Annotated in this window: 22 protein-coding genes and 1 pseudogene; 12 read left to right on the top strand and 11 right to left on the bottom strand. The window is 70.8% G+C overall.

Features of this window, described 5'->3' with window-relative positions:
• Positions 1–89 precede the first annotated feature (89 nt).
• The gene (locus tag ACZ4U1_RS01665; protein ID WP_467898242.1) at positions 90–1070 is read left to right on the top strand and encodes a GlxA family transcriptional regulator; all 981 of its coding nucleotides are present in this window, start codon (positions 90–92) and stop codon (positions 1068–1070) included.
• 108 nt (positions 1071–1178) lie between these two features.
• On the opposite strand, the gene ACZ4U1_RS01660 is transcribed toward ACZ4U1_RS01665, so the two are convergent.
• Positions 1179–5264: a hypothetical protein gene (locus tag ACZ4U1_RS01660; protein WP_467898239.1), complete on the bottom strand. Its 4086-nt coding sequence runs from the start codon at positions 5262–5264 to the stop codon at positions 1179–1181.
• A gap of 139 nt (positions 5265–5403) precedes the next feature.
• Entirely contained in the window at positions 5404–6405 is a 1002-nt protein-coding gene (locus ACZ4U1_RS01655) for an ArsR/SmtB family transcription factor (RefSeq protein ID WP_467898237.1), read from the bottom strand.
• Positions 6406–6461: 56 nt separating this feature from the next.
• On the opposite strand from ACZ4U1_RS01655, the gene ACZ4U1_RS01650 reads away from it, so the two are divergent.
• The 3 genes from ACZ4U1_RS01650 to ACZ4U1_RS01640 all read left to right on the top strand — a co-directional run bounded on the left by ACZ4U1_RS01650 (position 6462) and on the right by ACZ4U1_RS01640 (position 8000).
• The gene (locus ACZ4U1_RS01650) at positions 6462–6587 is read left to right on the top strand and encodes a hypothetical protein (protein WP_467898234.1); all 126 of its coding nucleotides are present in this window, start codon (positions 6462–6464) and stop codon (positions 6585–6587) included.
• Positions 6584–7321 carry a TSUP family transporter gene (locus ACZ4U1_RS01645; protein WP_467898231.1) on the top strand — a complete coding sequence of 246 codons (738 nt, stop codon included), beginning with the start codon at positions 6584–6586 and terminating at the stop codon, positions 7319–7321. Before ACZ4U1_RS01650 ends, ACZ4U1_RS01645 begins: the two co-directional genes overlap by 4 nt.
• A 316-nt stretch (positions 7322–7637) precedes the next feature.
• Entirely contained in the window at positions 7638–8000 is a 363-nt protein-coding gene (locus tag ACZ4U1_RS01640; protein ID WP_467898228.1) for a hypothetical protein, read from the top strand.
• Positions 8001–8055: 55 nt separating this feature from the next.
• On the opposite strand, the gene ACZ4U1_RS01635 is transcribed toward ACZ4U1_RS01640, so the two are convergent.
• Positions 8056–8634: a class F sortase gene (locus tag ACZ4U1_RS01635; RefSeq protein ID WP_467898227.1), complete on the bottom strand. Its 579-nt coding sequence runs from the start codon at positions 8632–8634 to the stop codon at positions 8056–8058.
• A 150-nt stretch (positions 8635–8784) separates the two neighbouring features.
• Entirely contained in the window at positions 8785–9084 is a 300-nt protein-coding gene (locus ACZ4U1_RS01630; protein WP_467898224.1) for a hypothetical protein, read from the bottom strand.
• A 573-nt stretch (positions 9085–9657) separates the two neighbouring features.
• Here ACZ4U1_RS01630 and ACZ4U1_RS01625 point away from each other — a divergent pair.
• Together ACZ4U1_RS01625 and ACZ4U1_RS01620 are read left to right on the top strand one after the other, a co-directional pair.
• Positions 9658–10656 carry an ATP-binding cassette domain-containing protein gene (locus ACZ4U1_RS01625; RefSeq protein ID WP_467898221.1) on the top strand — a complete coding sequence of 333 codons (999 nt, stop codon included), beginning with the start codon at positions 9658–9660 and terminating at the stop codon, positions 10654–10656.
• Positions 10653–11462 (top strand): ABC transporter permease, encoded by an 810-nt coding sequence (locus tag ACZ4U1_RS01620; RefSeq protein ID WP_467898218.1) that lies wholly within the window; start codon positions 10653–10655, stop codon positions 11460–11462. The genes ACZ4U1_RS01625 and ACZ4U1_RS01620 overlap by 4 nt, the downstream gene beginning before the upstream one ends.
• A 7-nt stretch (positions 11463–11469) precedes the next feature.
• Here the strand turns inward: ACZ4U1_RS01620 and ACZ4U1_RS01615 are convergent, their stop codons facing one another.
• A complete protein-coding gene (locus ACZ4U1_RS01615; RefSeq protein WP_467898216.1) occupies positions 11470–14607 on the bottom strand; it encodes an ATP-binding protein in 3138 nt (1045 codons plus the stop codon).
• 639 nt (positions 14608–15246) lie between these two features.
• Positions 15247–16821, bottom strand: coding sequence for a Na+/H+ antiporter (locus tag ACZ4U1_RS01610; RefSeq protein ID WP_467898213.1), 1575 nt, complete (start codon positions 16819–16821; stop codon positions 15247–15249).
• A gap of 395 nt (positions 16822–17216) precedes the next feature.
• Between ACZ4U1_RS01610 and ACZ4U1_RS01605 the strand changes: the two are divergent.
• Both ACZ4U1_RS01605 and ACZ4U1_RS01600 read left to right on the top strand, forming a co-directional pair.
• A pseudogene (locus ACZ4U1_RS01605) lies at positions 17217–17471 on the top strand (amino acid permease); the annotation flags it as partial.
• Between the two features lie 375 nt (positions 17472–17846).
• Entirely contained in the window at positions 17847–18821 is a 975-nt protein-coding gene (locus ACZ4U1_RS01600; RefSeq protein ID WP_467898211.1) for an L-threonylcarbamoyladenylate synthase, read from the top strand.
• Between the two features lie 356 nt (positions 18822–19177).
• Here ACZ4U1_RS01600 and ACZ4U1_RS01595 read toward each other — a convergent pair whose 3' ends face one another.
• Complete coding sequence (locus tag ACZ4U1_RS01595) at positions 19178–19930, bottom strand: helix-turn-helix transcriptional regulator (RefSeq protein ID WP_467898208.1); 753 nt, start codon at positions 19928–19930, stop codon at positions 19178–19180.
• 123 nt (positions 19931–20053) lie between these two features.
• Here ACZ4U1_RS01595 and ACZ4U1_RS01590 point away from each other — a divergent pair, with 123 nt between their 5' ends.
• Complete coding sequence (locus ACZ4U1_RS01590) at positions 20054–20602, top strand: DUF2231 domain-containing protein (RefSeq protein WP_467898205.1); 549 nt, start codon at positions 20054–20056, stop codon at positions 20600–20602.
• Between the two features lie 73 nt (positions 20603–20675).
• The gene (locus tag ACZ4U1_RS01585) at positions 20676–21134 is read left to right on the top strand and encodes a hypothetical protein (protein ID WP_467898202.1); all 459 of its coding nucleotides are present in this window, start codon (positions 20676–20678) and stop codon (positions 21132–21134) included.
• A 70-nt stretch (positions 21135–21204) separates the two neighbouring features.
• Here the strand turns inward: ACZ4U1_RS01585 and ACZ4U1_RS01580 are convergent, their stop codons facing one another.
• A complete protein-coding gene (locus ACZ4U1_RS01580; protein ID WP_467898199.1) occupies positions 21205–21651 on the bottom strand; it encodes a hypothetical protein in 447 nt (148 codons plus the stop codon).
• Positions 21652–21766: 115 nt separating this feature from the next.
• On the bottom strand, positions 21767–22621 hold the full coding sequence (locus ACZ4U1_RS01575) for a hypothetical protein (RefSeq protein ID WP_467898196.1): 855 nt from the start codon (positions 22619–22621) through the stop codon (positions 21767–21769).
• Between the two features lie 133 nt (positions 22622–22754).
• On the opposite strand from ACZ4U1_RS01575, the gene ACZ4U1_RS01570 reads away from it, so the two are divergent.
• Positions 22755–23432, top strand: coding sequence for a hypothetical protein (locus tag ACZ4U1_RS01570; RefSeq protein ID WP_467898194.1), 678 nt, complete (start codon positions 22755–22757; stop codon positions 23430–23432).
• Positions 23433–23565: 133 nt separating this feature from the next.
• Here ACZ4U1_RS01570 and ACZ4U1_RS01565 read toward each other — a convergent pair whose 3' ends face one another.
• Positions 23566–23913 carry a redoxin family protein gene (locus tag ACZ4U1_RS01565; RefSeq protein WP_467898191.1) on the bottom strand — a complete coding sequence of 116 codons (348 nt, stop codon included), beginning with the start codon at positions 23911–23913 and terminating at the stop codon, positions 23566–23568.
• 243 nt (positions 23914–24156) lie between these two features.
• On the opposite strand from ACZ4U1_RS01565, the gene ACZ4U1_RS01560 reads away from it, so the two are divergent.
• Positions 24157–24888 (top strand): SMI1/KNR4 family protein, encoded by a 732-nt coding sequence (locus ACZ4U1_RS01560; protein WP_467898189.1) that lies wholly within the window; start codon positions 24157–24159, stop codon positions 24886–24888.
• 487 nt (positions 24889–25375) lie between these two features.
• Here ACZ4U1_RS01560 and ACZ4U1_RS01555 read toward each other — a convergent pair whose 3' ends face one another.
• Complete coding sequence (locus ACZ4U1_RS01555; RefSeq protein WP_467900027.1) at positions 25376–25984, bottom strand: YdeI/OmpD-associated family protein; 609 nt, start codon at positions 25982–25984, stop codon at positions 25376–25378.
• Between the last annotated feature and the right edge of the window lie 26 nt (positions 25985–26010).

Below are 26010 nucleotides of genomic sequence, written 5' to 3'. Positions count from 1 at the left end.
TGCCGGCGGGGCCGTGCACGGCCCAAGACTGCCTGGTCGGCACAACCCCCGGTCATGTCGTGACGGCCATGTCCTGAAAGGATCCGGCCATGCACCGTGTTGGCGTTCTGGCCCTGGACGGCGTCGTCCCCTTCGAACTCGGCATCCCTGCCCGCATCTTCAACGCCGCCCGCGACAGCGACGGCAACCCGCTCTACTCCGTGACCACATGCAGCGTGGACGGCGGCCCCGTGCGCGCCGAAGCGGACTACGACCTCGCCGTCTCCCACGACGCCTCTGTGCTGGCCACCGTCGACACCGTCGTCGTCCCGCCCTCCCACCAGCTGGGACCGATACGGGAGGAAGGCCGCCTGCCCGGCCCGCTGCGCCATGCCCTGTCCGCCATCCGCCCCGGCACGAGGATCGTCGCGATCTGCACGGGCACCTACGTCCTGGCCGCCGCCGGCCTCCTCGACGGCCGCCCCGCCACCACACACTGGCGCGAGGCCGACCGGCTGCAGCGCATGTTCACGACCACCCGCATCGATCCCGACGTCCTGTACGTCGACGACGGCGACGTGCTCACCTCCGCCGGAGTCGCGGCGGGCATCGACCTGTGTCTGCACATCGTTCGCCTCGACCACGGCAGCCACATCGCCAACGAGGTCGCCCGCTCCTGCGTCGTACCGCCGTGGCGCGACGGCGGCCAGGCCCAGTACATCCGACGCCCCGTGCCCGATCCATCCACCGGCAGCACCGCGGCCACCCGAGCATGGGCCGTGCAGCACCTGGTCGAACCGCTCACCCTGTCCGACCTTGCCGCCCACGCCAACATGAGTGTGCGCACCTTCAGCCGCCGCTTCCGCGACGAAGTCGGCAGCACCCCCGGTCAGTGGCTCACCCGGCAACGCGTCGACCTCGCACGACACCTCCTGGAGACCACCGACTGGCCGATCGACCTGGTCGCCCACAGAGCCGGTTTCGGCACCGGCGCCTCTCTGCGCCAACACCTCCACACCGCCATCGGCGTCAGCCCCCAGGCCTACCGCCGCACCTTCCGCCCCCAGACCTCGATCCGTCATGCTGGTTGACTGATGCCGGCTCCGGCGTGCTCCCAATCGCATCCCCGGCCGGCTCGAGGTTCCGACCTCGCAGCGCTTCGTCAGAGGTATGACCTCAGAGGTATGACCTCATCGGTATTACCTCGGGGCTGCTGCCACGCCGGCCGCTACGCCGTCCCACGCCCGCGTGAACAGCACGGGCAGCGGCGCGGAGGGGACCGCGGCCAGGTGTGACGTCGACCGGTGCTCCCTGGCCAGCGGCAGCAGACCGAGCTTCGACGCCTCGATCGGGAGACGCGGCGGCTTCCGCTCCTGCCAGGTGCCCGGCAGGAAGAGGGAGCGGCCCGCTCGTGACCGGACGGCCCGCAGCACTCGGCCCGACGCTTCCAGCTCGGCCTGCGCCTCTTTGAAGCGGCTGGGCTTCCATCCGGTCCACGCCTTGACGTTGCGGTCCGACGGGTCCGGCAGTGCCAGCAGCATCAGGTACAGCGACGCGGCGTCCCTGCCCAGCCCGAAGACCGCGGCGCAGTCCTCGACGAGATGCGGCACGGACCGCGCGGGGTCCTGTTCCCAGCCAGGGGAGCGCTCGCCGTCGATGGCCAGGTGCTTCCCGAGCGCGGCGAAGTCGTCGCTCAGCAGCAGCCGCAGGTCCGCGACGGCGGGCAGTCCGGAGGGGCTGGGCAGCCACTGCGAGGGCAGTACGGAGTCGAGGTAGGTGTCCAAGGTGTCCAGCAGCGGATCATCGGGTCCCTTGAGCGCGGCGGGGTCCACACGCAGATGACGCATGTCGTACGCCGCGTCGGCCACCTCCGTGACCGCCGGATGAGCGGTGAGCGCCTCGGTCGAAGGGGGCGCGCCCATCAGGTAGTTGCTCTGCAGGGAGAAGAGAGTGAGCGGGCCGGGGGCCGAGGCCCGCTCCTCGCACAGCCGGGATATCGCCGCGCCGATCACGGGGCGCAACGGGTCGCCGGCCGGGGTGCGGTAGGCGAGCCAGGCGGCGATCCTCGGCAGGGCCAGCAGGTGCGGTTCGCCCGCCAGGCCCGCGCGGTGCGGAGCCAGGCAGTCCGCCCCGGTGGCGAGGCGGCCGAGGAGGGCGGGCAGCCGCAGGTGGGGCCACCAGCCACGGCCGCCCCGGCGCTTCTGCCGGGCGATGGCCGCCTCGCCCTGCGGCGGGAGTGTCTCCTTGCCGGCGAGGGGCAGGAGCGCGGTGGGTACGGGCAGGGGGCTGCCCAGCTCCTCCAGCCACCATGCGGCGGCCCGCTCCACGTCGGGGCCTGTGATCCACAGCTGCTCGGGATCGTCGGGAAGGAGCTTGTCGTAGAGAGTCGTGAGGAACCGGGGGTCGAGGGCGTCGGTCAGTGCGGCAACCGCCTGTTCCGCTTCCTTGTGCCGGATCTTCCAGGGCTCCAGGTCGGTGGAGTAGTGGTCGGAGCGGTAGTCGTCCTCCTCGTCCAACTGGTGCGGCGCGCAGGGGACGTGTGCGGTCAGCAGCGCGGAGGCCTCCGCCGGGGAGAGGCCCAGCCGCTCCGCGAAGGCTCCGGCGAGCTCCGGGCGGGCCGGTGCCGGGCCGTGCTTGCGGTACAGCTCGGCGAAGCGCGTGAACCAGCCGCCGGGACGGACCGGCTTCAGCACGTGGGCACGCGTGAGCTTCACGCCCGCGGAAGCCAGTGGGCCGTCCTCCGGAAAGGTCCCGTCCGGGGAGTACTCCCACAGCGTTCGCCGGGGGTCCCTGCCCGCACTGGTCAGTACGTAGGCGACGGACGTGTCCGTCCGGAAGACGGTCCCGGGTAGCGGAGCGTTGATGTCGGCACGGTCCTCGGGAACCTCGCAGTGGACGATCCGCCAGTGGCCCGGCTCACCGGTGACGAAGGCATGGGCGGCGTACATCATCAGCGACCGGGCCGCAGAGCCGTTCGCCCGCGACGAGACGGCGCACAGGGCCAGTGCCGCGGCGCACGCGTGCGTGCGACGGAACCGCCCGTTGAGGGGCATCCGGTCGAACGTGGTGGTGGCCTGCGCCAGATCGCCTCCCCAAACTGCCGTGCCGTCCTTCGCGAGCGCCACCATCTGACGGCTCACCTGGTCCTCCGGCTCCTCCGGCCGCGCGCCGGCGGTCGGCGGCACCTCGCCCTCGCCGGGGGCGAGGCGGCGGACCAGCCGCTCCAGTCCCGCACGGCAGTTGACGGCCATGACCAGGCAACGAGCTGCCTGGTTCTGCATCGGCTCGCCCAGTTGCGGCAGCGCCTCCAGGATCGGACCGCGATTGGGCCCCGTGACACCCTCCCGCTCGACGTAGGACGGCTCCAGCCTCCCCAGCAACTCCTCGACCTGCGCACGCGAGACGGTGTCGGGCAGCTCCGCCATCAGCAGCGGCATGACGTCCACCGCCGCGAACTCGGCAGCGGCGTCCGCGTCCTTGAGGAGGAGGTCCACCGCCACGCCCACGTGAACGAGCCGGCCGAGCAGCAGGACCAGTTCCTCGAAGTCGACCCCCGCGCGCAACTTCGCCCGCTCCCGGCCGAACCAGGCCCGGATCTCCTCGTGCCCGACCGGATTGTCGAACAGCTGGGGGATCCGGTCCCAGCCCTTGGTCTGGTGCGGCTGGTACCAGCTGTTCGACGCCAGGTCCTTGGTGGTCATCTCCACGTCGGCGCGTACCCGCGCCCGCAGCTCCCGGGCGAAACGCTCGTCCGCCAGGAGGTGCTCCAGCTTCGGCCGGTGGCTGAGCTGGATGTGGTACAGCTGCGACGGGCCGAGGAGCTCCGGAGGATCGGCGACCGGGGCTCCGTGTTCCAGCAGCAGGTCGATCAGATCGAGAGGCGTCTTACCGTCGCTGTACTCGCCGAATCGCCGATAACGGAACTCCACGGGCACACCGTCGGCAGCCAGCTTCGGCGCGATCCGCTCGGCGATCTCGTACATCACGGGCCAGGGGCCGTTCCCGTCACTGTTCGACCGGATGCACGCGGACAGCCAGGCGGCGGCCTCGCCGACGGGCAGCCCCGGGACCTCGCCGGTGAGCAGCGCGAGCGCACCGGTGCGCTCCAGCAGCTCCCGCCACACCGTGGAGCTGTCGCCGAAACGGCGAGGACGCAGCTTCAGCACTTGGCGGGCGGCCTCCGGGGCGCGGCTGCCCAGCAGGTCCATGACCGGGCCCTTGAGGCAGTCGGTCCAGAACTTGTCGTCGGACAGCGAGACACCACCGACCGCGAACATCTCCCCGAGCAGAGTGGCCAGTTCCCTCTCGGGGTCCCGGCCGGCGGCCTTGGCGAGCTTGCGCACATCGGCGGCCAGCTGCGGGTACACCTCGGACGACGCCTGGACGCGACGGATCACCACCTGGCGGAAGCGCGAGAGGTCCGCCTCGGTCGCCTCTCCCTTGACGGCCAGCTCGCGAGCCCAGGCCCGCAGGACCGTGGCGGAGAGGGCCTTGCCCTCGGCGTACGTCAGGTACCGGTCCAGCAGCCACTGCTTGTCGGCCTTGCGCGCCTGCACCCGCTCGGCGGTGCGGGCCCGCCCGAACCAGGCGGCGGCCGCCGCGTGCTCACCCTCCCGCAGGGCGAGGTCGGCCATCTCGTCGAGGAGCGTGATCAGCAGTGCGGGGGCCGACTCCTCCAGGCCCTGGAGGACACCGTCGATGTCCTGCTTGAAGACGAAACGCCACTGACCCGTGCGGTCCTGCAGGAGCAGGAGCTTCTCGGTCGCCAGCTCCTCGAAGCCGGGGTGGGCGGCGATGACCCGCTCGGGGAAGGGAAGCACACCGTCGGACGGGTCCGGTATGCCGGTGGAGAAGCAGCCGTCCGGCTCCCAGTGCTGCCCGCGCATCAAGCGGTCGCGGTACGGGATGAGCTGCTCGGGAAGCACCTGGGTCAGCGTGCGGCCGTCGAACCCGGCATACGTACGGGCCCACAGCCCGCCGTCCCCCAACTCGTCGGTGAGCTGGACGGACTCGGCCTCCAGAACCTCCCGCCACAGCGGGTCCGCCTCGGCCAGGGCACGCGGCACGCGCACCCCGGCTCGCGCCCACTCAGCCGCCCGCAGGCGACACGCCTCACGGTGCTTCCGCAGATGCGTCCGTGCCCCGAGCAGGGCTGCGAGCCCCGGAGCACCCACGATCGCCTCGGGAATCTTCTTGAGCTTCCGCCCCTGCGGATTGCGGTAGACGACTTCCAGATCGTCCGTCAGCTCCGCGGTGTACCCGCCTTTTTCCACACGCGTGCCCATGCGTCGGCCTTCCCCCGTAGTGCTGGTTCGATGATCACACGCTACGCCGTGCCACTGACAATGCCCGAAGAAGGGGAGGCGAGGCCGTGCTCATGGGGCGCGGCCGACTGTCCGAGGAGTACTTGCCGAGTATCGCGAGCTACGGCCCCTCGTCGCAGAGTTGGTCGCCGAGAGGTGTGCGGCTGTACAGGACGTTTCGGCCGTGGCGGACGCGTCGTGTCAGCCGTGCCTGGTGGAGGACGTCGAGGTGCTGGCTGACGGCGGAGGGGGTGACGCCGATGCGGTGGGCGAGTTCGGTGGTGGAGGCGGGTTCCTCGAGCAGGAGCAACAGTCGGGCGCGGGGCCGGCCGAGGAGGCGTTGCAGTGAGCGGTGGACGCGGGCGGGGGTCAGGTCTTCGGCCATGAGGCCGTGTCCTCGCGCGGGGTAGATGATCAGTGGTGCTTGTTCGGGGTCGATGGCGGTGATGGCGCCTTGCGCGAACAGGGTCGGGCTGAGGACCAGTCCTCTGCCGCCGATCGCCACGCCTGCCGGAGTCGTGGGCGCGTGCTCGCAGGCGATGGTGAGTGTGCCGTGGTCCCAGCGCAGTTGTGGGTCGATGCCGGTGAACAGAGCGTCGGCTCCGCCGGCGGCGAGTGTGCGTGCGCGGTGGGCGATGTCCGCTTCGAGGAGGGAGCGGGCTCGAGGCCACCAGGCAGGGGCCAGGCAGGAGGTCCAGTAGGCCTCCAGCGCGTCGGCGACCTCGGCGAGCAGGCGCTCGGGGGAGTGGAGGCCGTGGCGCAGGGGTTCGGGGATGGCGCCGTCGTGCGGGAGGTAGGCGCGTTCCAGGTCACCGGGGACGCGGTGGGGCGGGGTGGCTCGCAGGGCGGCGAGTTCCTCCTGGATGTCCGGCCAGGGCGAGGTGGGGCGCGGAGTGAGGAAGTCGGGCAGCCACCGGTTGGACGCGATCAGGCAGTGCAGCAGCCGGGTGTGTGCCGGACCGAGCCCGGTGAAGGCGTCCCGGAGGCGGCGGAACCAGGGCAGTTGTGTCGGGTAGTGGACCGGGTGGGTCCACATGCGCAGGCTCAGTACGGCTTCCTGTAGGGGCGAGCAGGCGAAACAGGCTGACGCCAGGTCGTCGAGGCCGAGGTGGAACCGCACCATGAAGCCGGATGCTAAAGGAATTCACCCCGGGCACGCAGGATGCTGAGATCGGCCGCATGACCGCTGTCGCCTACGACCGCCCGCACCCCGCGCCGGCCGGGAACGCCCGCTCGGCGCATGCCGCACGCCCGCCCGGCGTGCTGCTCGCGATCGCACCGGCGGGCCGGGGGGAGGGGAGGTGAGCGGCGAGGTCGCCGCCCTGGCCCTGGGCGCGGTCATCGCGGTCGGCGCCCTGGTGCAGCGCATCACGGGGATGGGGTTCGCCCTGGTCTCGGTGCCCGTTCTCGCGCTGCTGCTGGGCCCGTCGGACGGGGTCGCGCTGGTCAACTGCGCGGCCGGCGTGGTCAGCGCGGTCGGGCTGGCCAGCACGTGGCGGCAGGTGCGCCTGCCGGCGATCAGCGTGCTGGTCGTGGCAGCGGCCGGCACGGTACCGCTGGGGACCTGGACGGCGGCCCGCTTGCCGGAGCCGGTACTGCTCGCCTTTCTGGGGGCGGCGGTGACCGCCGCCGTCCTGCTGGTGCTGGCCGGGGTCCGGGTGGCATCGCTGCGCGGCACCGGCGGTGCCGTGGTCGCGGGCGGGGCGAGCGGGTTCATGAACGCGGCCGCCGGAGTGGGCGGACCGGCGCTGTCGCTGTACGCGGCCAACGCCGACTGGCCGGTACGGCAGTTCGTACCGAACGCACTGTTCTACGGCGTCGCCCTGAACGTCTTCTCGGTGGCCGCCAACGGCCTGCCGGACCTCACCGCACCGGCATGGCTGGTGACGCTTGTCGGTCTGGTGGCCGGCGCCCTCCTCGGGGAGAGTCTCACCCGGCGGGTGCCTCAGGCGTGGACCCGGCACGCTGTGATGCTGCTGTCCCTGGCCGGCGGGCTGATCACCTTGCTGCGAGGTGTGTGGGAACTGAGCGGCCGGTGAGAGGTGACGGGCCGGGTCAGGAACCGGCGAATGGCCTCGTGGAGCTGCATCACGAGGTCCGCCGAGTCGGGCTCGGCATTCCGTCGTCCCCAGAGATCCAACCGGTTGACGCACGCCACCGTCGCACCGAGAATCGGGCGGCATGGACGCCGGATTGGCAGCAGTACTCGGAGCACTCGCCGGCGCTGTCGGAACGGTTGGCGCCGGACTCGCTACGAGCTGGTCAACCCGGATAAATGCTCGCATTACAGCACGCGCAGAATACATTCGTTTACGGGACGAGCCTCGGCGTGCGGCATATCGGTCGTACCTCCACGTGGTCGAGGATCTTCTGGAGCACAGCCTGACCGATTTGGGATTCGGTGAAGTGTCCCGCGATGAATTCACTGAAGCCCGGTTGGAAGAACTGCGCCTCAAGATGATCCAACTTGGGTCGAAGCGCCTGGATGTGGGTCTGGCCGGGCCGCCAGAAATGGGACGGATGGCCTTCGACCTGTACGGGACCGTGCGGCAGATTGTCCGGCGTCTTCATGTGGCGATTCACGGGAATGATGACGCGGACGCAGCGTTCGCTGCGGCACGACGGCAAGCCAAGGAATTCCACGCGGAAGTTGACTCTTTCATCAATACTGCGAGCAGCTCGCTGACAGACGACGGTACCAAGTTGATCGAGCGGTGACGTTCGCATTGCTGCAGCCGGGAAAGGGACACAGTGTTCCGCCCCGGGACAGGCGCTATGTCACCGCGGTCAGCGTCGCGTAGACCACGACGTTGCCCAGGTAGCCGGTGCGCTTGGTGTAGCCGCCACCGCAGGTGATCAGCCGGAGTTCGGGCCGGCCGGAATTGCCGTAGACCTTCTTGCTGGGGAAGTCGTCCCTGTCGTACAGCTCGACGGCGCGGACGGCGAACACCGCTGTCCGCCGGTCCGCACGGCTGATCTCGATGGTGGCGCCCTTGGTCAGGGCGCCGAGGTTGTAGAAGACGCCGGGGTCGCCGGTGGGCGTGTCCACGTGCCCGGTGGCGACGGCGGTTCCCGCCGAGCCGGGAACCGTGCCGTCGCCGTACCAGCCGGCGAGGCCGGATTCGCCGGCTGGTGGGGGCCGTAGCGCCCCTTCCGCATCGAGGCCCACTCGTGTCATCGGGGCGTCCACGCCGATGGCTGCGATCCGCAGCCGCACCGGCTCCGCGGGGGGCAGCGGACGGACCGGGGGGCGGGTGGGGTCCGCAGAGGCCGACAAGGCCTGGGCCGCCGCCGGCTGCGGTGGCTCCTCGTCGTGCGCCCCGCTGATCAGCAGCGCCGTACCAGCCGTCATGGCGCAGGCGAGAAGGAGCACTGCGCGGACGGACGGATCCCGGGAAGCGCTGGTGGGGTGTCTGGGTACCATCGCGGTTGAGCCTTTGCTCCACACGGCGGGTGCTGTGCAGCGGGACGGGTGGGCCTCGCGGCCACCGGAGGCGGATGGTCAGCTTCGGTTGTCGTTCGGGCGGCGGCACATCCAGACCACACCCCCGGCGGCGGCCGTGAGGAGCAGCCCACCACCCAGAGCGAGCCCCGTACCCGTGTTGTCGGCCGGTCCGAAGCCGGCGTTGACCGAACCGCTCGGCGGGCGGCCGGTGACCCGGTACGTTTCCGTGACCATGGTCAGCGGCGGACACTTCAGGGTGACTGTGTCGCTGCCCGCCTCGGTTCCCTCCGGGATCTGGAACTGGCCGGTGAGAACCCCCTCCTCATCGCCTTCGAACAGGTGGAACTCTCCCGCCACCTCCGACCGGCCCTTGCCGTAGTCCGCGTCAGGGTCGCAGGCCCTCGTACTGACCGTGACCGTGGAACCCGGGGAGGCATTCCACGGGTCGATACTGACATCTGAGTCATCAGCGGCGGCAGCGGCCGGGATCTGCAGTCCGAGGGCACCGAGAGCCAGGCCGATACCTGCACCCACATGTGTGTAACGCATGCCAATCCTCCAACGGAACAGCGTCCGGCCTGTCTGCGCGGCGCCTCTCCTGTTCCGCTCACGAGGCAACCGACAGCCCGTCAGTTCCGCAACCTGACGAGGCACCACATGTGTCACCCGGTCAGGTGCAGCAGGCGTCCGAACGTGGTTCCGTCCGCAGGTCACCGACGCGTAGATCATCCATGGCGATCACCCACCACCCCGTCCCCATAGTGGTGAAGTCGACCGGCCGCCTACGCATCCGCTGGGAGAGCCCAGACGACTGCTGCCGTAGCCCTGGATGTGCGGTTCCCTGCGGATTTCAACGCCCTGACGCCGCACGCGAGCGGCTGAAACCGTGTTGAAGTCACGCTGAACCGCCTGGGCCGCAGGCTCTGCTGCATGACGACGACGGATCACGCACAGGAACACGAACACGAACTCGCGATCGCGGCCACAGGCCTGCGCAAGTCCTACGGGGACAAGACCGTCCTCGACGGCATCGACATCCACGTGCCCGCCGGCACGATCTTCTCCCTCCTCGGGCCGAACGGTGCGGGCAAGACCACGGCGGTCAGCATCCTGTCCACGCTGATCTCCGCCGACGGCGGCCAGGCGCGGGTCGCCGGGCACGATCTCGCGGCCGAGGCCCAGGCGGTACGGGCCGCCATCGGGGTCACCGGGCAGTTCTCCGCCGTGGACGGGCTGATCACCGGCGAGGAGAACATGCTCCTGATGGCGGATCTGCACCACCTGTCCAAGCGGGAGGGGCGGCGGGTCACCGCCGAGCTGCTGGAGCGGTTCGACCTGGTCGAGGCCGCGAAGAAGCCCGCCTCCACCTACTCCGGTGGTATGAAGCGCCGCCTCGACATCGCCATGACCCTGATCGGCCCCCCGCGGATCATCTTCCTCGACGAGCCGACCACCGGTCTCGACCCGCGCTCCCGCCACACCATGTGGCAGATCATCCGCGAGCTGGTCTCCGGCGGTACGACCGTCTTCCTCACCACCCAGTACCTGGAGGAGGCCGACCAGCTCGCCGACCGTATCGCGGTGCTCAACGGCGGCAGGATCGTCGCCGACGGCAGCGCCGAGCAGCTCAAGCGGCTCGTCCCCGGCGGGCACGTGCGGATGCGCTTCTCCGACCCGGCGGCATACGAGCGGGCGGCCACCGCGCTGCGCGAGACCACCCGGAACGACGAGGCGCTCACCCTGCAGATCCCCAGTGACGGCAGCCAGCGGGAACTGCGCGCCATCCTCGACTGGCTCGACGCCGCCGGTATCGAGGCCGACGAGCTGTCCGTGCACACCCCGGACCTGGACGACGTGTTCTTCGCCCTCACCGCCGGCCCCGCACCTTCCCAGTCCGCCGAGTCCACCGACAAGGAGACCGTCCGATGAGCGCAGCGCCCCAGTCCCTCCGGGCCCACCCCTTCCGCGACAACCTCACCATGCTGCGGCGCAACCTCCTGCACGCGCGCCGCTACCCCTCGCTGACCCTGAACCTCCTGCTCACCCCGGTCATCCTGCTGCTGCTCTTCGTCTACGTCTTCGGTGACGTGATGAGCGCCGGCATCAACGGCGGGCACGCGAACCGTTCCGACTACATCGCCTACCTGGTACCCGGCATACTCCTGCTGACCGTGGCCATGACCTCGCTCGGCACCGCGGTGTCCGTGTGCACCGACATGACCGAGGGCATCATGGCCCGGTTCCGCACCATGGCGATCTCCCGCGCCTCCGTGCTGATCGGTCATGTGATCGGCAGCGTGATCCAAACACTGATGGCTCTGGTGGTGCTGCTGGGCATCGCACTCGCCATCGGCTTCCGGCCCGACGCGTCGCCGCTGGAGTGGATCGCGGCGGCCGGGCTGATGGCGCTGGTCAGCGTCGCGCTGACCTGGCTCGCGGTCGGCATCGGCCTGGTGAGCCCCAACCCCGAAGGTGCCAGCAACATCGGTACGCCCCTGGTGATGCTGCCGTTCCTGTCCAGCGCGTTCGTGCCGGTGGACGCCATGCCGGGCTGGTTCCGCTGGTTCGCCGAGTACCAGCCGTTCTCACCCGCCATCGAAACCCTGCGCGGGCTGCTGCTGGGCAGCGAAATCGGCACGAGGAACGCGGTACTGGCCGTCGCCTGGTGCCTGGGGCTGAGCCTGCTGGGCTACCTGTGGTCCAAGGCGCGGTTCAACCGCGAGCCGCGGCAGTGACCACGTGTCACCCGCGAGCCGCGACGGTGAGCTCGCGCAGTGCCGCGGCCCGCAGCTCCTCCCGCCTCAGGGCGGCGTACGCAGACCTCGCGTCGGCGTACGCCGCCCTGTCGGCGTTCTCGGCCCTCTGCCGCGACCGGGCCGAGGACATGCTCGGGAACTCCCGCATCACCGGCATCCGCTCCGCCAGCGCCACCAGCCGTACGGCCGACGTGTCGCCCCCGGCCAGCCCGGCGAGCCCGAGCGCCAGCAGGACCGTGCCGTACACCGGCAGTTCCACCGGTGATCTGTCGTCCGACGAGACGGACAGCATCCCGAGCAGCCGTTCCCGCAGCCGCTCGGCAAGGCCGGCCACCGGCTCCAGCCGACCATGGAGTGCGTGCGCCGCCAGTGCGGCTGACTGCACCTGAAGCAACCACTGATCCACGAACGGGTCGCCGGCCTGCCGCAGGCTGTCCTCCCGTATCCGCTCGATCGCCCGGCGCCACAGCCCGAGCCCGATCTCGGTCAGCCCCCGGGCCAGCGCGATCTCCGCCCGGGCGGACAGATCGGGAGTGTAGATCTGGGCGGCCTCAGGCTGCTGGACGAGGGCCGCGAGCCCCAGCCAGTACTCCGCCTCGTCGACCTCCCCGCGCTGCAGACAGGCCAGCACCAGCCCCCAGTGGACGCCGACCGAGTCCATCCAGTCCCCGAACCCACCGAGCCCGTCCTGGGCGGCCCGCAGATGGTCGTACGCTTCCTCGCCACGCTCGGTCCGCAGGCACAGCTCACTGATCCGCCCATGACTGAGCAGCAGCATGGCCGGATTGCCCAGCGGCTCCAGCGCGTCGAGCATCCGGCGGGCACAGCGGAGCGCGCGCTCCGTCTCGTGCTCGGACTCCCACAGGTAGCTGGCGACGCCCGCCGCGACGCCCGCCAGCAGGGGCTCGTCGGCGTCGCACAGCTCCTGCAGCCGGGCGTACTGCGGCGGGTGCATGTCCGGGACGGCGCAGAGCACGATGCCCGCCGCCCGCAGCAGGGTGTCCGGCGGGGCGGGCGGCAGTCGGCGCAGCGTGACGAGCTGGCGCAGTGCGTGCGGGCCGTAGCCCATGAAAAGGCTGGCCGTGCACACCGTCGCCGCCGTGCGGGCCGGCTCCACATCCTCGGGCCCCGGGCGGAAGTGGGACAGCGGCCCGCCGGTCTCGGCGGCGAGCCCTGCGAGCCGGGCGTAGTTGGTGTCGGTGGCCCACAAGGAGGACAGCACGGCGGTGAGCGCCGCGGTGGTGGACCCGTCGGCGCGGGCCAGCGCGTGGCGCAGCGCCAGGACGAGGTTGTCCTGCTCGGCCCGGATGCGGGTCCAGGCGGGCAGCGGATCGCCGCTGAACAGCACATCGTGGTGCGTACGGCCGAACTCCCGCGCCCAGCGGAGGAACCGGTCGGTCACCGCCTCGCCCTCGCCGGCCTCGGCGCGTCGGGCGGCGCTGAACTCCCGCAGCGTCTCCAGCATGTGGAAGCGCACCCCGGAAGGGCTGTCGCCCACCTTGACCAGAGACTGGTCGGCCAGCTGCTCCAGCAGATTCAGCGCGTCCCCGGTCCGGCCGAGCACGCACTGTGCCGCGTCCTCGGTGAAGCCCCCGGGAAACACGGACAGCGCCCGCAGCGCCGCCCGGCCGTCGGGCTCCAGCAGGTTCCAGCTCCACTCGACCACGGCGTGCAGCGTGCGGTGCCGCTCGGGTGCGTCACGGGCGCCGCCGCGCAGCAGCGCGAAACGGTCCCGGAGGCGACGCGCGATGTCGGCCACGGCCAGCACCCGCACCCGGGCCGCGGCCAGTTCCAGGGCGAGCGGCAGTCCGTCCAGGTGGCGGCAGATCTCGGCAACCCGGTCGGCGGGCAGGTCCACGCCGGGCCGGGCCGCCCGCGCCCGCTGCTCGAACAGTTCCACCGAGGTGGCCAGCGACAGCTCCGGCAGGGCGTACACGGACTCCGAGGTCAGCCCCAGCGGGGCCCGGCTGGTGGCCAGGACCCGCAGCTCCTTCGACCGCGACACCAGCGCCTGGACGAGGGCGGCGGCGCCGGCGATCACCTGCTCGCAGTTGTCCAGCACCAGCAGCGCGGGCCCCGTACCCAGCGCGCCGACGATGCCGCTCACCGCGTCGCCGCCGCCGGCGAGCTGCCGGCCGTCGCCCGCGCCGACGGCCGAGGCCACCTCACCGGCCACGTCGTCGTCGGCGGTGACACCGGCCAGGGGCACGAAGTGCACGACCGGCTGTTCGGCGGCACGGCTGACCGCGTGGGACAGCCGGGTCTTGCCCAGTCCGCCGGGGCCTACGACGGTGACCACCCGGGCCTCGCGCAACAGCCCGGCCACGGCGGCGATGTCGGCGTCCCGCCCCAGCAGCGGGTTCGGGTCGTGCGGCACCCCCTGGCGGACCCGGGGCGCATCCGCGTTCAGCAACTCCTGATAGAGGGACCTGAGGTCAGGGCCCGGATCGGTGCCCAGCTCGTCGCGCAGAGTACGGCGGTAGGTGTCGTACCGGGTCAGCGCCGCGGCCCGGCCCGCGGTGGCCGCCTCGCAGCGCAGCAGCTCCGCCAGCACCTCCTCGTCCCGCGGCAGCTCCCGGGCCACCTCGGCCAGCGGTGCCGCGGCCTCCTCCCGCCGCCCCAGCCGGGCGAGCGCGAGCGCACGGGAACGGACCAGCGAACGGTGTGCCCGGAGCCGATCGGTACGCAGCGCCACCACCGGATCGTGCAGGTCCTCTCCCGCCCCGGCCCCCACGCTTCCGTCCCACAGGGCCAGGCCCGCCTCGGCCTGCGCCAGGGCCCCCGCGTGATCCGCCGCCCTCGCGCGCTCGGCACTCGCCGCCTCGTACAGCAGCAGAGCGGAACTGTCGACCCGAGCCTCGTCCAGCGCCAGCCGGTACCCCGTCGGCGTACTGACGACCAGCTCCGCGCCCACCTGCGCCCTGAGCCGCGACACCAGGACCTGCACCGCCTTGCCGGGCCGCTCCGGCAGCCCGTCCGGCCACAGGCCCTCCACCAGCCGGGCCGTGCTGCACCCGGTGCGCAGATCCTCGGCGAGCAACGCCACCAGCCCGCGCAGCCGGGGCGCGGTGATCTCCTTTCCGCGACAGGCGACTTTGGGCAGCAGGGTCAACTCGGTGGTCACCCGTGAAGATTAGCCACATGGTGCTCTTCCCGGGTCAGGAGAGCCCCGAAGCCCGGAGCACCTCACGTGACGAAGCACTGCCAGGTGGTCCTCAGCCGGTGTGGACGCGGGGCCGGCGGTGCCGGTCCGGTTCTGCCTCGCGCAGGATCTCGCGAGTGACCGGGGCGACCTCGCCCTGGCCGAAGCGCGTCGGGCGCGCCGCGCGCGGCCACCTGCCCGGCGCCGGAGACGGCGAGGGCGCGGGGCGGGGCAGCGCGGTCGGTCCAGCACCGGCCGACGCGGTGGTCGGCACGTGCTCGCCGACTGGGGCCGGGCCCGGGGGCCGGCCGGGAGAACCAGCGGGCCGGCGACGGCACCGCGGCCACGGGTCTTCGATCATCGACGCCTCAGCTCTGGCCCGCCGTGCTGCCGCCCCCGGCCTTCTTCCTCCGGCGGGCCCTCTTCCCACGGGCACGCCTGGACATGGACGTCAGCTCGGACCGGCAGGTCCGGGCGCCTGGTCCTGCGGTCCTCGGCGGCGGCCGGAGCGGGCTCGACGTGCTGGTCACGGTCGTAGCAGGGCCGTTGACGTCCCCACGGCCGGGCCGCGGCGATGGTGTTCACGCTGCTCGGACCGCGGCCACGGCTCGCCGCATCCCGCTAGGCGTCCGCCAGCCGGGTCTCCTCCAGGTCCAGGGAGCGCTGGAGGCGCCGCCGGGTGGTGTCGCTGATGCGGTGGTCGTCGTACAGCCGCTGGAGTTCCGCCGACTCCACGGCGATCAGGTCGCGTCGCAGCTGGCGGTAGACCCGGTCGGCGGACTCGGTCGCCGTGGCGGTTCCGTCGCTCTCGGCGAGGCGCTCGCGGGCGTCCTCCAGCCGGGCGTTCAGGCCACGGCGGAGCCGGTCGAGGACGATGTCCGGTACGGCCTCCAGCTCCGCCAGTTCCTCCAGGCGGGCGAGTCCGGCGTGGGCGAGCCGGGAGCGGGCCTCGATCTCCTCGCGTTCGGTGTGGGCGGGCTTGAGGGCGATGCCGGAGGCGCGGACGACGGGGGCGAGAGTGAAGCCCTGGACGACGAGGGTGACCACGACCACCGAGGTGGTCAGGACCAGGACCAGGGGGCGGTCCGCCAGGGCACTGCCGTTCTTCGTGACCTCCGGGATGGACAGGGCCGCGGCCAGGGGCATCACACCCCGCGTTCCCGCCCACGTCAGCACCACCGGCATCCGCCAGTTCAGCCGGCTGATCCCGCCCTTGCGCTGCACGACCGCCGACAGCGGCGCCAGCCACAGCAGGCGCACGGCGATGAGCGTGCCGGCGACGGCGAGGGCGTACAGCGGCCAGGCCCGGTCGCCGGCGGCCAGCGCCCGCACCTGCGCCGGCAGCGCCAGCCCTATCAGCGAGAAGACCACGCTCTCCAGCAGGAACACCACGGTGCCGTACACGGCGTGCAGTTGGAGCCGTATGCGGGCGTTGGTGAGCCGGTCGCCCCGGCCGCCCAGGATCACCCCGGCGACCACGCAGGACGTCACGCCGGACGTGTGCGCGACCTCTGCCAGGAGGTAGGAGGCGTACGGGGTGACCAGGGCGATCACCGTCTCCAGTACGGGGTCCTCGGTGCGGCGCCGGATGAGGGTGATCACTCCGGCCACCGCCGCCCCGATGAGCGTGCCGCCGCCGGCCAGCAGCACGAACTCGGTCCCCGCCGCGCTCCAGTTCGCCGCCGCCGACGCGACCGCGATTCCCGCCGCCACCCGGACCAGCACCAGCGAGGTCGCGTCGTTGAACAGGCTCTCCGCCTGGACGAGGACCCGCACCTTCGGCGGCAGGGCCAACTTGCGGCCGAGCGCCGTCACCGCCACCGGGTCGGTGCTGGCCAGCACCGCGCCCAGCACGAACGCCATCTGCCAGGACAGGGGTGTGACCAGCGCCGCCACCGCGCCGACGGCCGCCGCCGAGGCGAGCACCAGACCGATCGCGAGGATCCCGACCGGCTTCCACACCGCCCGCAGCTCACGCCAGGGCATGTCCTCCGCGCTCGCGTACAGCAGCGGCGGCAGCACGACGAGCGCGATGATCTCCGGGCTGATCTCGATCTCGGGGGTGCCCGGCAACAGCGCCACGCCGAGACCGGCGACCACCAGCAGGGAGGGCGCGGGGACGCGCCAGCGGCGGGCGAAGGTCGCCACCACGGTGGCCAGGGTGACCAACGCCAGTACGGTCCCGACGCTCCGCATGCCGTCCCCCTGGGCTGTGAAGGGGAGCCGCCCTGGCTTCCCCGCCGACCAGACTTCCCGGCACACCGCTTTCACCCTATCGGCCCTGGTCAATGTCTGCGTGCCCGGCGCCAGGGAACCGCCCACGCGCGGCCCACGCGGCCTGCCGGACGGGTTTCCTTGCAGAACGGCCCCTTCGTGACGCGGCGCGTTGACCGGAGGTGCCGTGCCGCCCGCGGGGCGGACGTGCTGGTGGGCTTCGCGGAGCGCCACGGGCACCGGCACACGCAGACGCTGCTCGACGGCCGGAGGTCGTCTCGCGTGCCACGCCTGCACCTACCGCGGCGCGGCCCAACCCCAAGCGCGCAGGGCTGGGCAGATCGAGCTGGTGGACATGGCGCCCGAAGAGCTGCGGCGCCGCATGGGATCCCGGGGTGCCGCTGGTACGGCTGACCTGCGCGCGACGCACCCTCGGCCGGCCGATCGCCGCGTACGTCCGCGCGGTGGCCGCCGCCGAGCCCGGCGCCCGGGTCACCGTGCTGATCCCGGAGACCGAGCCCGAGCGGCTGTGGCAGCGCCTGTTGCAGAACCAGCGGGGCGCGGTCGTCGCGCACGCGGTGCGGCGGCAAACGGACGCGGTGATCTGCCGTCTGCGCTTCCGGCTGCCCTGACTGCCCTGCGGGAAGCCCGGTTCGCTCTGACCGGAGCGCGGCCAGGGAGCGCCGGTCGGCCGCCCGCTTCCACGTCACGCTCGCGCGCCCGGCGCCGCTTCGGCCGAGGGCGGACACGGTCCAGGACGGCGCCGGCACCCGCCACCGCACCGATGACCAGTATGAAGATCGAAAAAAGCCTCGACGCCCCGGCACCGTGGATCGCCTTGGGAACCGTCGGCCGGTCAGGTCCGCAAGGTGTCGGCGGTACGTTCCACTACGCCGCCCGCATCATGACGGCCATCACCAGCCCCGACGCCCGCGTCCCGCCGGCGGTTCGTGGCGGAGGGGGACCGGTTCGTGGCGGAGCGGGACAGTGAGAGGATTGCGAGAGTGATGGCAACAACCAGTGACATCGAGAAGGCGGCCGAGGTGCTGCGCGCCGGGGGCCTGGTGGCCCTCCCGACCGAAACCGTCTACGGTCTGGGCGCGAACGCCGAAGACCCTGCCGCCGTCGCGCGCATCTTCCAGGTCAAGGGACGCCCGCCCTCCCACCCGCTGATCGTTCACATCGGCGGCGCGGAGCACCTGGACGACTGGGTCGAGGACGTTCCCGCAACCGCGCGCCTACTGGCCGAACACTTCTGGCCGGGGCCCCTCACGCTGGTCCTGCGGCGCGGCCGACGGGTGCCCCTCGAAGCCACCGGCGGCCTGGAGACGGTGGCCGTGCGCGTGCCCGACCACCCCGTCGCACTCGCGCTGCTGTCGGCCTTCGGCGGAGGCGTCACGGCTCCGTCCGCCAACCGCTTCGGCTCGGTCAGCCCCACGACGGCACACCACGTCCGTGCGGAGCTCGGCGATGCCGTCGACTTCGTGCTGGACGGCGGCCCCTGCGAGGTCGGCGTCGAGTCGACTATCGTCGACGCCACGGGCGAGACCCCGAGCATCCTCCGACCCGGCGGGGTGACGCGCGAGGACCTCGAGGCGGTGCTGGGGCGCCCGATCGCAGTGCCCTCGACGAGCCGCGTCCGGGTACCGGGCCAGCACCCGTCGCACTACGCGCCCCGGGCACGGGTCGTCCTCGTCGAGCCGGAGAAGGTCGTCGCCGAGGCGGAGCTTGCGCAGGAGCTGGGGCACCAGGTGGGCGTCTTCCTCCCACACTCCCTCGCCGACGCTCCGGTGAAGGCGCACGCCGTGGTGACGGTCCCCGACTCCATGGCCGCCTACGCGCGCGGGCTGTACGGGTTTCTGCGCGAGCTCGACCTGCGAGGGTGCGACCTGATCGTCGCCTCCCTACCGGTGGAAGAGGGGCTGGGACTCGCGATCGCCAACCGGCTCCGCCGCGCTGCGGGCCCCCGGACCTCCGCCTGACCAGCACGGATGCCGTTCCAGGTGTCTTCCGGAACTCCCACTGGACACGCGTGCGACCCCCATCAGGGGGGCGTGCCGCTCCCGATGGGCCGTTCCGCCAGGGCCGCCAGGGATGGGCGGTCGGAGACGCCGCGCGGGGGACCACCGCATCGTGGTCCCCACCCTCACTGCCCCCACCTGCACCGGCCGCCTGAACCTGTCCGTCACCGGTAACCTGCCCGTCACTGGTACGCCCTCCCTGGTGACGACCCGTATCCGCCTCGACCGCCCCAGCCCGCGCCGGGAGGTCCGGGCTTCCGTCGACGCGGCCGACCTGCTCGCCGAACCGTTCGGCGCCTCCTCCTGATCTCCGTCCGTCAGCGCTCCTCGGGTGTCTCGCCGTCATCGTGGGGGGCGGTCGGGCCGAGCCGCACACAGCACTCTCCGGGTTCGGGGGCCAGGACGGCCTGCACCCCATTGACCTGCAAGCCCTGCAAGTAACCGGAGAGGAACGCCTGGTTCATGCCGCACACCAGGTCGGGGGCCTTGGCGGCCAGCGGGTGGAAGGGGCAGTTGCGCAGCCGCAGCTGGGTGGGGGTTTCCCGGACGGGTTCGTAGCCGTACCGGTCCAGCAGCTGCTCGCAGGTGGTCAGCCCGCGCTCGGGGCCGAGGCGGCCCGGGCGGGTCTCCTCCCGTGCGGCCTCGCCCAGTCGCCTGCCGCGTTGCCCGGCTGTCCGCATGGCCGCTTGCGCGGCTTTTTCGTCGGCGCCCTCGGTCAGGACGGCGTCCAGGAGCAGGTCGGCCAGGAGTTCGTGGCGCCTGTCGGGGATGCTCACGGTGATCTGGGCGTCGGTGGGTTCGTACACCTTGGGCTGCCTGCCGACCTTGCGGATCCCGCCGGGCCTCCCGTACCGCGCGCGCAGCAGGCCGGCCTCGACAAGCTTGTCGAGGTGGAAGGCGGCCAGCTTGCGCGATATGCCGACGCTGGCGGCGGCCTCGTCCCGGGTGACGGCGCGACCGGCACGCCGGATGAAGGCGAACATGTGCCGCCGCGAGTCCTCACTCAGGACGCTGACGGAGTCGATGGCGCGGTCGGTCCCGTCGGCCTGTGCAGTCGGATCAGAAGCCACAGGACCACGGTAACTCCCATTCATGCGGGCACAAGTGTTCTTCCGGCCCGCTGTCCTGCAGGTCTTGACGGCCTCCTGGAATAAGACCAGGATTTGTTGGTGAAACTAGTGGGAGGTCCCGCGATGGCCAGTGAGTCACAGTTTCAAGCCAAGCGTCCGGTCAGCGCCGCGCTCGCCGGTCCGTACGGCCACCCGTTCCACCCGATCCTGGTGACCGTGCCGATCGGTGCCTGGGTGACCAGCCTGGTGTTCGACATCGCGTCCCACGTCGTGCACCGCCCCGGCTTCCTGACCCAGTCCTCGGAGTGGCTGATAGCCGTCGGCGTGATCGGCGCGCTGCTGGCAGGCATGGTCGGATTCCTCGACCTGTTCGCGATCCCGTCCGGCACCCCGGCCTTCCGCACCGGCCTGGTCCACATGACGCTGAACCTGCTGGTGACAGCCGTCTACGTCGTCAACTTCCTGTGGCGCTACGGCGATCACGCCGGCGGTGGAAGCGTCGGCACCGGCAGGCTCGTCCTGTCCGCGGTCAGCGTGGCCGCCCTGGGCGTCTCGGGTTTCCTGGGCGGCAAGCTCGCCTACCGCTACGGCGTACGCGTCGCCGACGAGTCCACCCAGGCCGAGGGATACACGCGGAGCCACAGCCACAGCGGCACCCGCTCGACCGGGTGAACCGGCCCGCACACCCACCACGGTGGCCGGTGCCCTCCGGCTGCCCTCACCCCGCCCCCCTTCGGAGTTCCCCATGGACATCGCCGCACTGATCACCTGGGTGGTCACCGCTCTCGGCGGTTTCTACATGCTCGGCACCTGGATCCAACGCGGCGGCATCCGCCAGCAGCAAACCGGAACCAGTCGCCTTCCCGCACCCGTCGTCTTCGGCCACTTCGCCCTGGCCGCGATCGGCCTGGTGGTGTGGATCATCTACATCGTGGCCGACAAGGACGCCCTGGCCTGGACTGCGTTCGGCCTGCTGCTGCCGGTCGCCCTGCTGGGCTTCGTCATGCTCGCCCGCTGGATCCCCGTCTACCGCGAGCGCACAACGGCCGGGGCCGGAGCACCCGCCGCCACGGGCCCGGGAGCCGAGGCCACCGTCCCCGCCGAACGGCACTTCCCGGTACCGGTCGTGCTGGCCCACGGCCTGCTCGCCGTGGCCACCCTCGTCCTCGTACTACTGACCGCCCTGGGCGTCGGCGGCAGCTGACACCGAGCCGGCGCCGTACCGGCGGCGACGAGAACCGCTCAGGAAGGACAACGGCACCGGACACGGTGAGTCACAGCGACCACCAGCAATACACGCGCCGGCCGTCCGCGCGGGCGCGCTGAGCCAGCCGGGCCAGGCTCTTCAGAACACCGGCCGTCTGGTCGACGCTGATCCCGAGCTGCCGGAGTTCGTCGGTCATCGACCACGGCTCGGCGAAGCGCGCAAGGTCGTCCTGCGTTGCCGTGACGAGGGCATCGATCAGGGTGTCGGACAAGCTCACCACAAAGGGCGGGCCCTCATCCGGCGGCGACAGCACTTCGCCGGACCGCGGGCGTTCGCCGGCCTCCTCATAGCTGCAGCCCGTCATGATGGCTTCGAGCTGGGCGATGGCGACGACCGGATCGATGTCCTTGACGAAGACCACGTCGAGTTCGGCCTGCCCCGGCCCTCCCGGAGTCTGGAGGACCGCGACGGCGGCCTGGTCGTCAGCGGCGGAGAAGTAGTCGCACAGGGGCATGCCGCCGATTCTGACATCCAGGCTGCGAGAGTCCGCAGGTGTGCGACGCCGAGCAGGGCGTGATGAACACCGTCGCCTTCCATGCGGTGGTCACGGAGGAACGGATGGTGCGCTCTCAGGTGATGCCCAGGCGCGTCAGGACTCCGCTTGCGGCAGGGCTGGGAGGGTGTGAGCTGCCACTGAGTGGCGAGCCCCACGTGGGGTCATGCCATGCGCTCCCGGCCGAGTGCTCGAGCAGGTGCTGTGCTGTGATCGGGGCGGTGTCCTGAGAGGCTCCTACCGCAATCAGAGCGGCGGTGAGCGTCGCCGCTGCCTCATCCGGTAGGGCATGCTCATTGAGCAAGGGAAGCAGCAGCAGGAGACGGGCAGCCGGCTCCTCGATCCCTTCGGCTGTGGAACCCGGACTGTCGACGACGCGGATGAGTTCACGCCACGTCAGTGTGTCCCCGCGCAAGTCCCCGTCCCAACTGGCGATGTGCCGGGCACTGCTCCAGCTGGGATGCGTGAACAGGTAGTCGACTCCGTAGTCGCCGACGAGGTTGCGGTAGACCACCACGGCCTCGTACCCGCCATCCACCGGCAACCGGAACACCGGCCACCGCTCGGGGTCCATGAGCACCTCGGACATGGCGTCGACATCAGCTCCGTCATCGCCGAACCACTCCGGCTCAGCACCCGCATCACGACAACACGGGCCCCACAGGTGGTTCGACCAGAAGCCCGGACGGTCTACCAGCGGCTCGCCGGCGACCAGCGGGCCGCCGTCGTATCCCTCGATCAGCACGCCGTAAGCCTGCCATCCGCTGCTGACGGGGTCCGCTCCGGGCGCCGGCGCGGAGGTCCGACAGAAGCCGATGATCTTCCAGGTCTTCCTGCGGGCGAAGGCATGTTCGATGGGGGTGCGGACCTGCTTGGGGGAGCTGTGGTGGGCCTGCTTACAGTCGGGCAGTTCTGCACCTTTGCCGCGCATGCTGTCCCTCCACGACGGATCGACGCCGTGATCACACCAACCACATCAAGAGCATCCCGTCAGTGACCAACTGTCACAGGAGAGCCATTAGCCTGAGCGGATGTTCGGACGAAATACGAGGAGTACACGGACGGTGCTGCCTGCGTACACGGTCGAGGTCGGGACCGAACCGCTGATCCGTCCGGTGCGGGACTCGGTGGGAGGCTGGCCCTTCCTCGACCAGGGCCAGGACTGGCCCGAGTGCTTCTGTGGTGAGCGGATGGCTCTGTTCTTCCAGTTCGACATCCCCGGGGATCTGGAGCCTTTCGGTGGAGACCACCTCCTTGTCTTTCACTGCCGTGCGCACAACGACGCGTCCGACCCCCAACTTGCTGACGGTCGGCTCGTACCGAAGTACTGGGACGCTCCGCAGCCGCCCTACCCGGCTCCGTTCTGGCGTGTGCTGATGCAGAGCCGCGCGGCATTGCCGTACCCGGAAGCCGAACCGGCCCTGTGCGTGCTGCCGCTGACACTGCGACCTTTCGTCGATGCCACCGACGAGGAGGGCGGCGGGGCACAGACTTTCAAGGTGGGCGGTACCCCGTCCTGGGCGCAGGATCCCGAGTACTACACGTGCGCGTGCGGCGCGGACTTGGTGTATGTCTGCCAGGTTCCTGAGGGCAAGGACTTCGCTGTCTACCCCGGCCGGCCAGAACAGCCCTACAGCGTCAGGGCCGACACCTACTGGCTGTTCCTGGGCAACGAGGTCTACCTGCTGGCGTGCCCGGCCCGCTGCGATCCAGCGGCCATCTGGCCGGTCAACCAGCACTGAGGCGTCGCCAGCAGGCAGCCACCGTTCACCCTGCGCGCACGCCGTCAGCCGATGCCCCAGATACTCACCGGGACGGCATCGTCGTCCGGGGCGAAAGGGGAGATCCGACGGACGTGAGTCTTTGCGGTGCGCCCTACAGGGGGTTCTCACGCAGCCAGGTCAGGACCTGCTGGGTGTGCTCGTCGGGCGGGAGGATCAGGTAGAAGGCGTACTCGATCACACCGTCACGAATGACGAGTGTCAGCCGCTTGAACAGGCTCATTCCGTCAGCCTCGAAGGTGGGCAGACCAAGAGTCTCGGCCAGGCTGAGGGTGGGGTCGGAAAGCATGTCGAAGGGCAGCCCCAGTCGTTCCACGACTTCGTTCTGGTAGTCGGTGTCCTGGCTGGACAGCCCGTACACGCGGCCGGCGCCGGCTTCGAGGAGCTCTTGGGATCGACGTCCGGGACCAAGTAGATCGGTGGGCACCTGCGGGTTGTTCATCGTTACCGCCCGGACTCGCCAAGTCCTGGGGACACCGCATATTCATGGCGGCCCAGCTCACGGTGAGCGTGACGGTACGCCAGTCCGCATCGGGTACCGTCCGCCGTTCGATACGGCTCCTGCTCCTCGTGACCGATCCGACTCCTCTGGCTTCGCCAGTGTGAGACGGGAACGATTGATGCCGACTTGTGGGCGGGCCAGGGCGAGGAGAGCGTCGCTGAGCGGCACCGATATCGTCCTGGCATGACACAAAGGTTCGATCTTGCAGCCTCGCTCGCCAGAGGCGTCGAAGGCCGCAGTGGCGCATGGACCTTCATCCGGGGCTTCGCCGCTCACTGGGCCGGCGCACCCCTGGGAAGCGATGACGGATGGACGGAAGCCGATCTCGACGCTGCAGAGGAGAGGCTGGGTCTCAGGCTGCCGACGGCCTTGCGCGAGGCGTATCTGCTGTTCGGGCGTCGGAAGGATCTCACCAGCAATCACGATGTACTGCTCGGCCCGGCGGAGCTGTATGTCGATGACGCCAAGGAGGCCCTGGTCTTCCGTCACGAGAACCAGGGAGCAGCATCCTGGGGCATCCTCCTCGGCAGCCTTCAGGACGACGATCCTGCGGTGTTCATCCGGCCTGACCTTGCCGACAAGAGCGCCGAACGTTGGGAGGACTGGCTGGAGCGCCTTTCCCTTTGCTTCGTCGAGATCATCTTGTCCGAGTCCCTGCAGGCCGATGAAGAGCTCTGCGACTTCCTCGATCCGGATGATGACAGCGTTGAGCTGCTGGAGGCGAACTCCGTCCAACTTCCGTTCCCGGCGTATCCCACGGGTGAGGAGGAGAGCGGGACCCGGTGGTTCCTGGGCCAGGACGTCCTTCTGCGCGACGACGACGGCATGGCCGTTCTGGCCCGTGGCCGGACGGCGGAAGACCTCGACCGTGTTCGTGACCTGATCCCGGGCGACTGGCTCAACGACTGTCGCTGACCACGTCCGGGGCTGCTGCAGGCCGAGTTGGCGACTTCGACGTAAGCCCAGGTGATGGAGCGGAAGGGTGCCGCCGCATATATGTAACCAGCCGAAGTGAGGTGGGTACTGCGAAGCCGGGGCGCGGACGTGGACATGGCGATCTACCGCTTTCCCGACATGTCCACGAGCTTCGATACGCCCGAGCACGACGCCACACTTGTCCGGGATTCCACGCAGCCCCGAGCCGTTCTCGGTCATGCCGTATTGGAGGCTGCTCACCTCCGCCGACTGCACCCCCAGCGCGACAAGTGTGAACACCAACCCGATGCGGCCTTCCCGTAGAGGCTCGGAGACAGCTTTCCCGTGTCTCCGATCTTGAGCGGTGCGCCTGCTCAGGGCCTTAGGCGTTTCGTTACGCTCGGGGAGGGCATGTGGTGGCTGCTGCCGGGGCCGCAGGCGCGCCGGGGCCCCAGGGCACCACACGGCCATGGTCCCCTTTCCGTGACTACGGGTACAGCTTCTCGCCCTTCGCCAGCATCGCCACGTACTTCTCGATCCGGCGCGCCCGGGTCTCGGCCTTCTTGGCGTCCTGGATCCGGTACAGGATCGCGTAGCGGTTCTGCCGGTCCAGTGTCTCGAAGAACTCCGCCGCGCCCGGGGCGGCGGTCAGGGCCGCCGCGAGGTCGTCCGGCACCGTGGCGGTCTTCGCCCCGTCGTAGGCCGCCTCCCAGCGGCCGTCCGCCTTGGCGCGGTCGACCTCGGCCTGCCCCGGCGGACGCATCCGGCCCTGCTCGATCAGGGCGGCCACCCTGTCCCGGTTGACCTTGGACCACTTGCTGCGCGGCTTGCGCGGGGTGAACCGCTGGAGCCACCACTGGTCGTCGAACTTGGCCTTCTGGCCGTCGATCCAGCCGTAGCAGAGTGCCACGTCGAGCGCCTGGGCGTAGTCCAGCGCGACGATTCCGGGGCCCTTCTTACGAAGCTTGAGCCAGATACCCGGCGAGACGGCGTGGTTCTCACCGAGCCATGTCTCGAACGCCTCGGCGGATTCGAATGCGATGATCTCCAAGTCCTGAGTCACCCCAGCAGCGAACCACACCCCGCCGGTTGTCATGACGCATTCGGGCACGGCCCCGGATG

It is taken from the genome of Streptomyces sp. NPDC028928, from assembly GCF_055564915.1.
This window is presented reverse-complemented; position numbering and strand designations above follow the sequence as displayed.

Excerpts from the sequence above, each read along its gene's own strand:
- ACZ4U1_RS01665 (WP_467898242.1), top strand. The coding sequence starts at position 90 with ATGCACCGTGTTGGCGTTCTGGCCCTGGACGGCGTCGTCCCCTTCGAA.
- ACZ4U1_RS01660 (WP_467898239.1), bottom strand. The coding sequence starts at position 5,264 with ATGGGCACGCGTGTGGAAAAAGGCGGGTACACCGCGGAGCTGACGGAC.
- ACZ4U1_RS01655 (WP_467898237.1), bottom strand. The coding sequence starts at position 6,405 with ATGGTGCGGTTCCACCTCGGCCTCGACGACCTGGCGTCAGCCTGTTTC.
- ACZ4U1_RS01650 (WP_467898234.1), top strand. The coding sequence starts at position 6,462 with ATGACCGCTGTCGCCTACGACCGCCCGCACCCCGCGCCGGCCGGGAAC.
- ACZ4U1_RS01635 (WP_467898227.1), bottom strand. The coding sequence starts at position 8,634 with ATGACGGCTGGTACGGCGCTGCTGATCAGCGGGGCGCACGACGAGGAG.
- ACZ4U1_RS01625 (WP_467898221.1), top strand. The coding sequence starts at position 9,658 with ATGACGACGACGGATCACGCACAGGAACACGAACACGAACTCGCGATC.
- ACZ4U1_RS01620 (WP_467898218.1), top strand. The coding sequence starts at position 10,653 with ATGAGCGCAGCGCCCCAGTCCCTCCGGGCCCACCCCTTCCGCGACAAC.
- ACZ4U1_RS01610 (WP_467898213.1), bottom strand. The coding sequence starts at position 16,821 with ATGCGGAGCGTCGGGACCGTACTGGCGTTGGTCACCCTGGCCACCGTG.
- ACZ4U1_RS01600 (WP_467898211.1), top strand. The coding sequence starts at position 17,847 with ATGGCAACAACCAGTGACATCGAGAAGGCGGCCGAGGTGCTGCGCGCC.
- ACZ4U1_RS01590 (WP_467898205.1), top strand. The coding sequence starts at position 20,054 with ATGGCCAGTGAGTCACAGTTTCAAGCCAAGCGTCCGGTCAGCGCCGCG.
- ACZ4U1_RS01585 (WP_467898202.1), top strand. The coding sequence starts at position 20,676 with ATGGACATCGCCGCACTGATCACCTGGGTGGTCACCGCTCTCGGCGGT.
- ACZ4U1_RS01580 (WP_467898199.1), bottom strand. The coding sequence starts at position 21,651 with ATGCCCCTGTGCGACTACTTCTCCGCCGCTGACGACCAGGCCGCCGTC.
- ACZ4U1_RS01575 (WP_467898196.1), bottom strand. The coding sequence starts at position 22,621 with ATGCGCGGCAAAGGTGCAGAACTGCCCGACTGTAAGCAGGCCCACCAC.
- ACZ4U1_RS01565 (WP_467898191.1), bottom strand. The coding sequence starts at position 23,913 with ATGAACAACCCGCAGGTGCCCACCGATCTACTTGGTCCCGGACGTCGA.
- ACZ4U1_RS01560 (WP_467898189.1), top strand. The coding sequence starts at position 24,157 with ATGACACAAAGGTTCGATCTTGCAGCCTCGCTCGCCAGAGGCGTCGAA.
- ACZ4U1_RS01555 (WP_467900027.1), bottom strand. The coding sequence starts at position 25,984 with ATGACAACCGGCGGGGTGTGGTTCGCTGCTGGGGTGACTCAGGACTTG.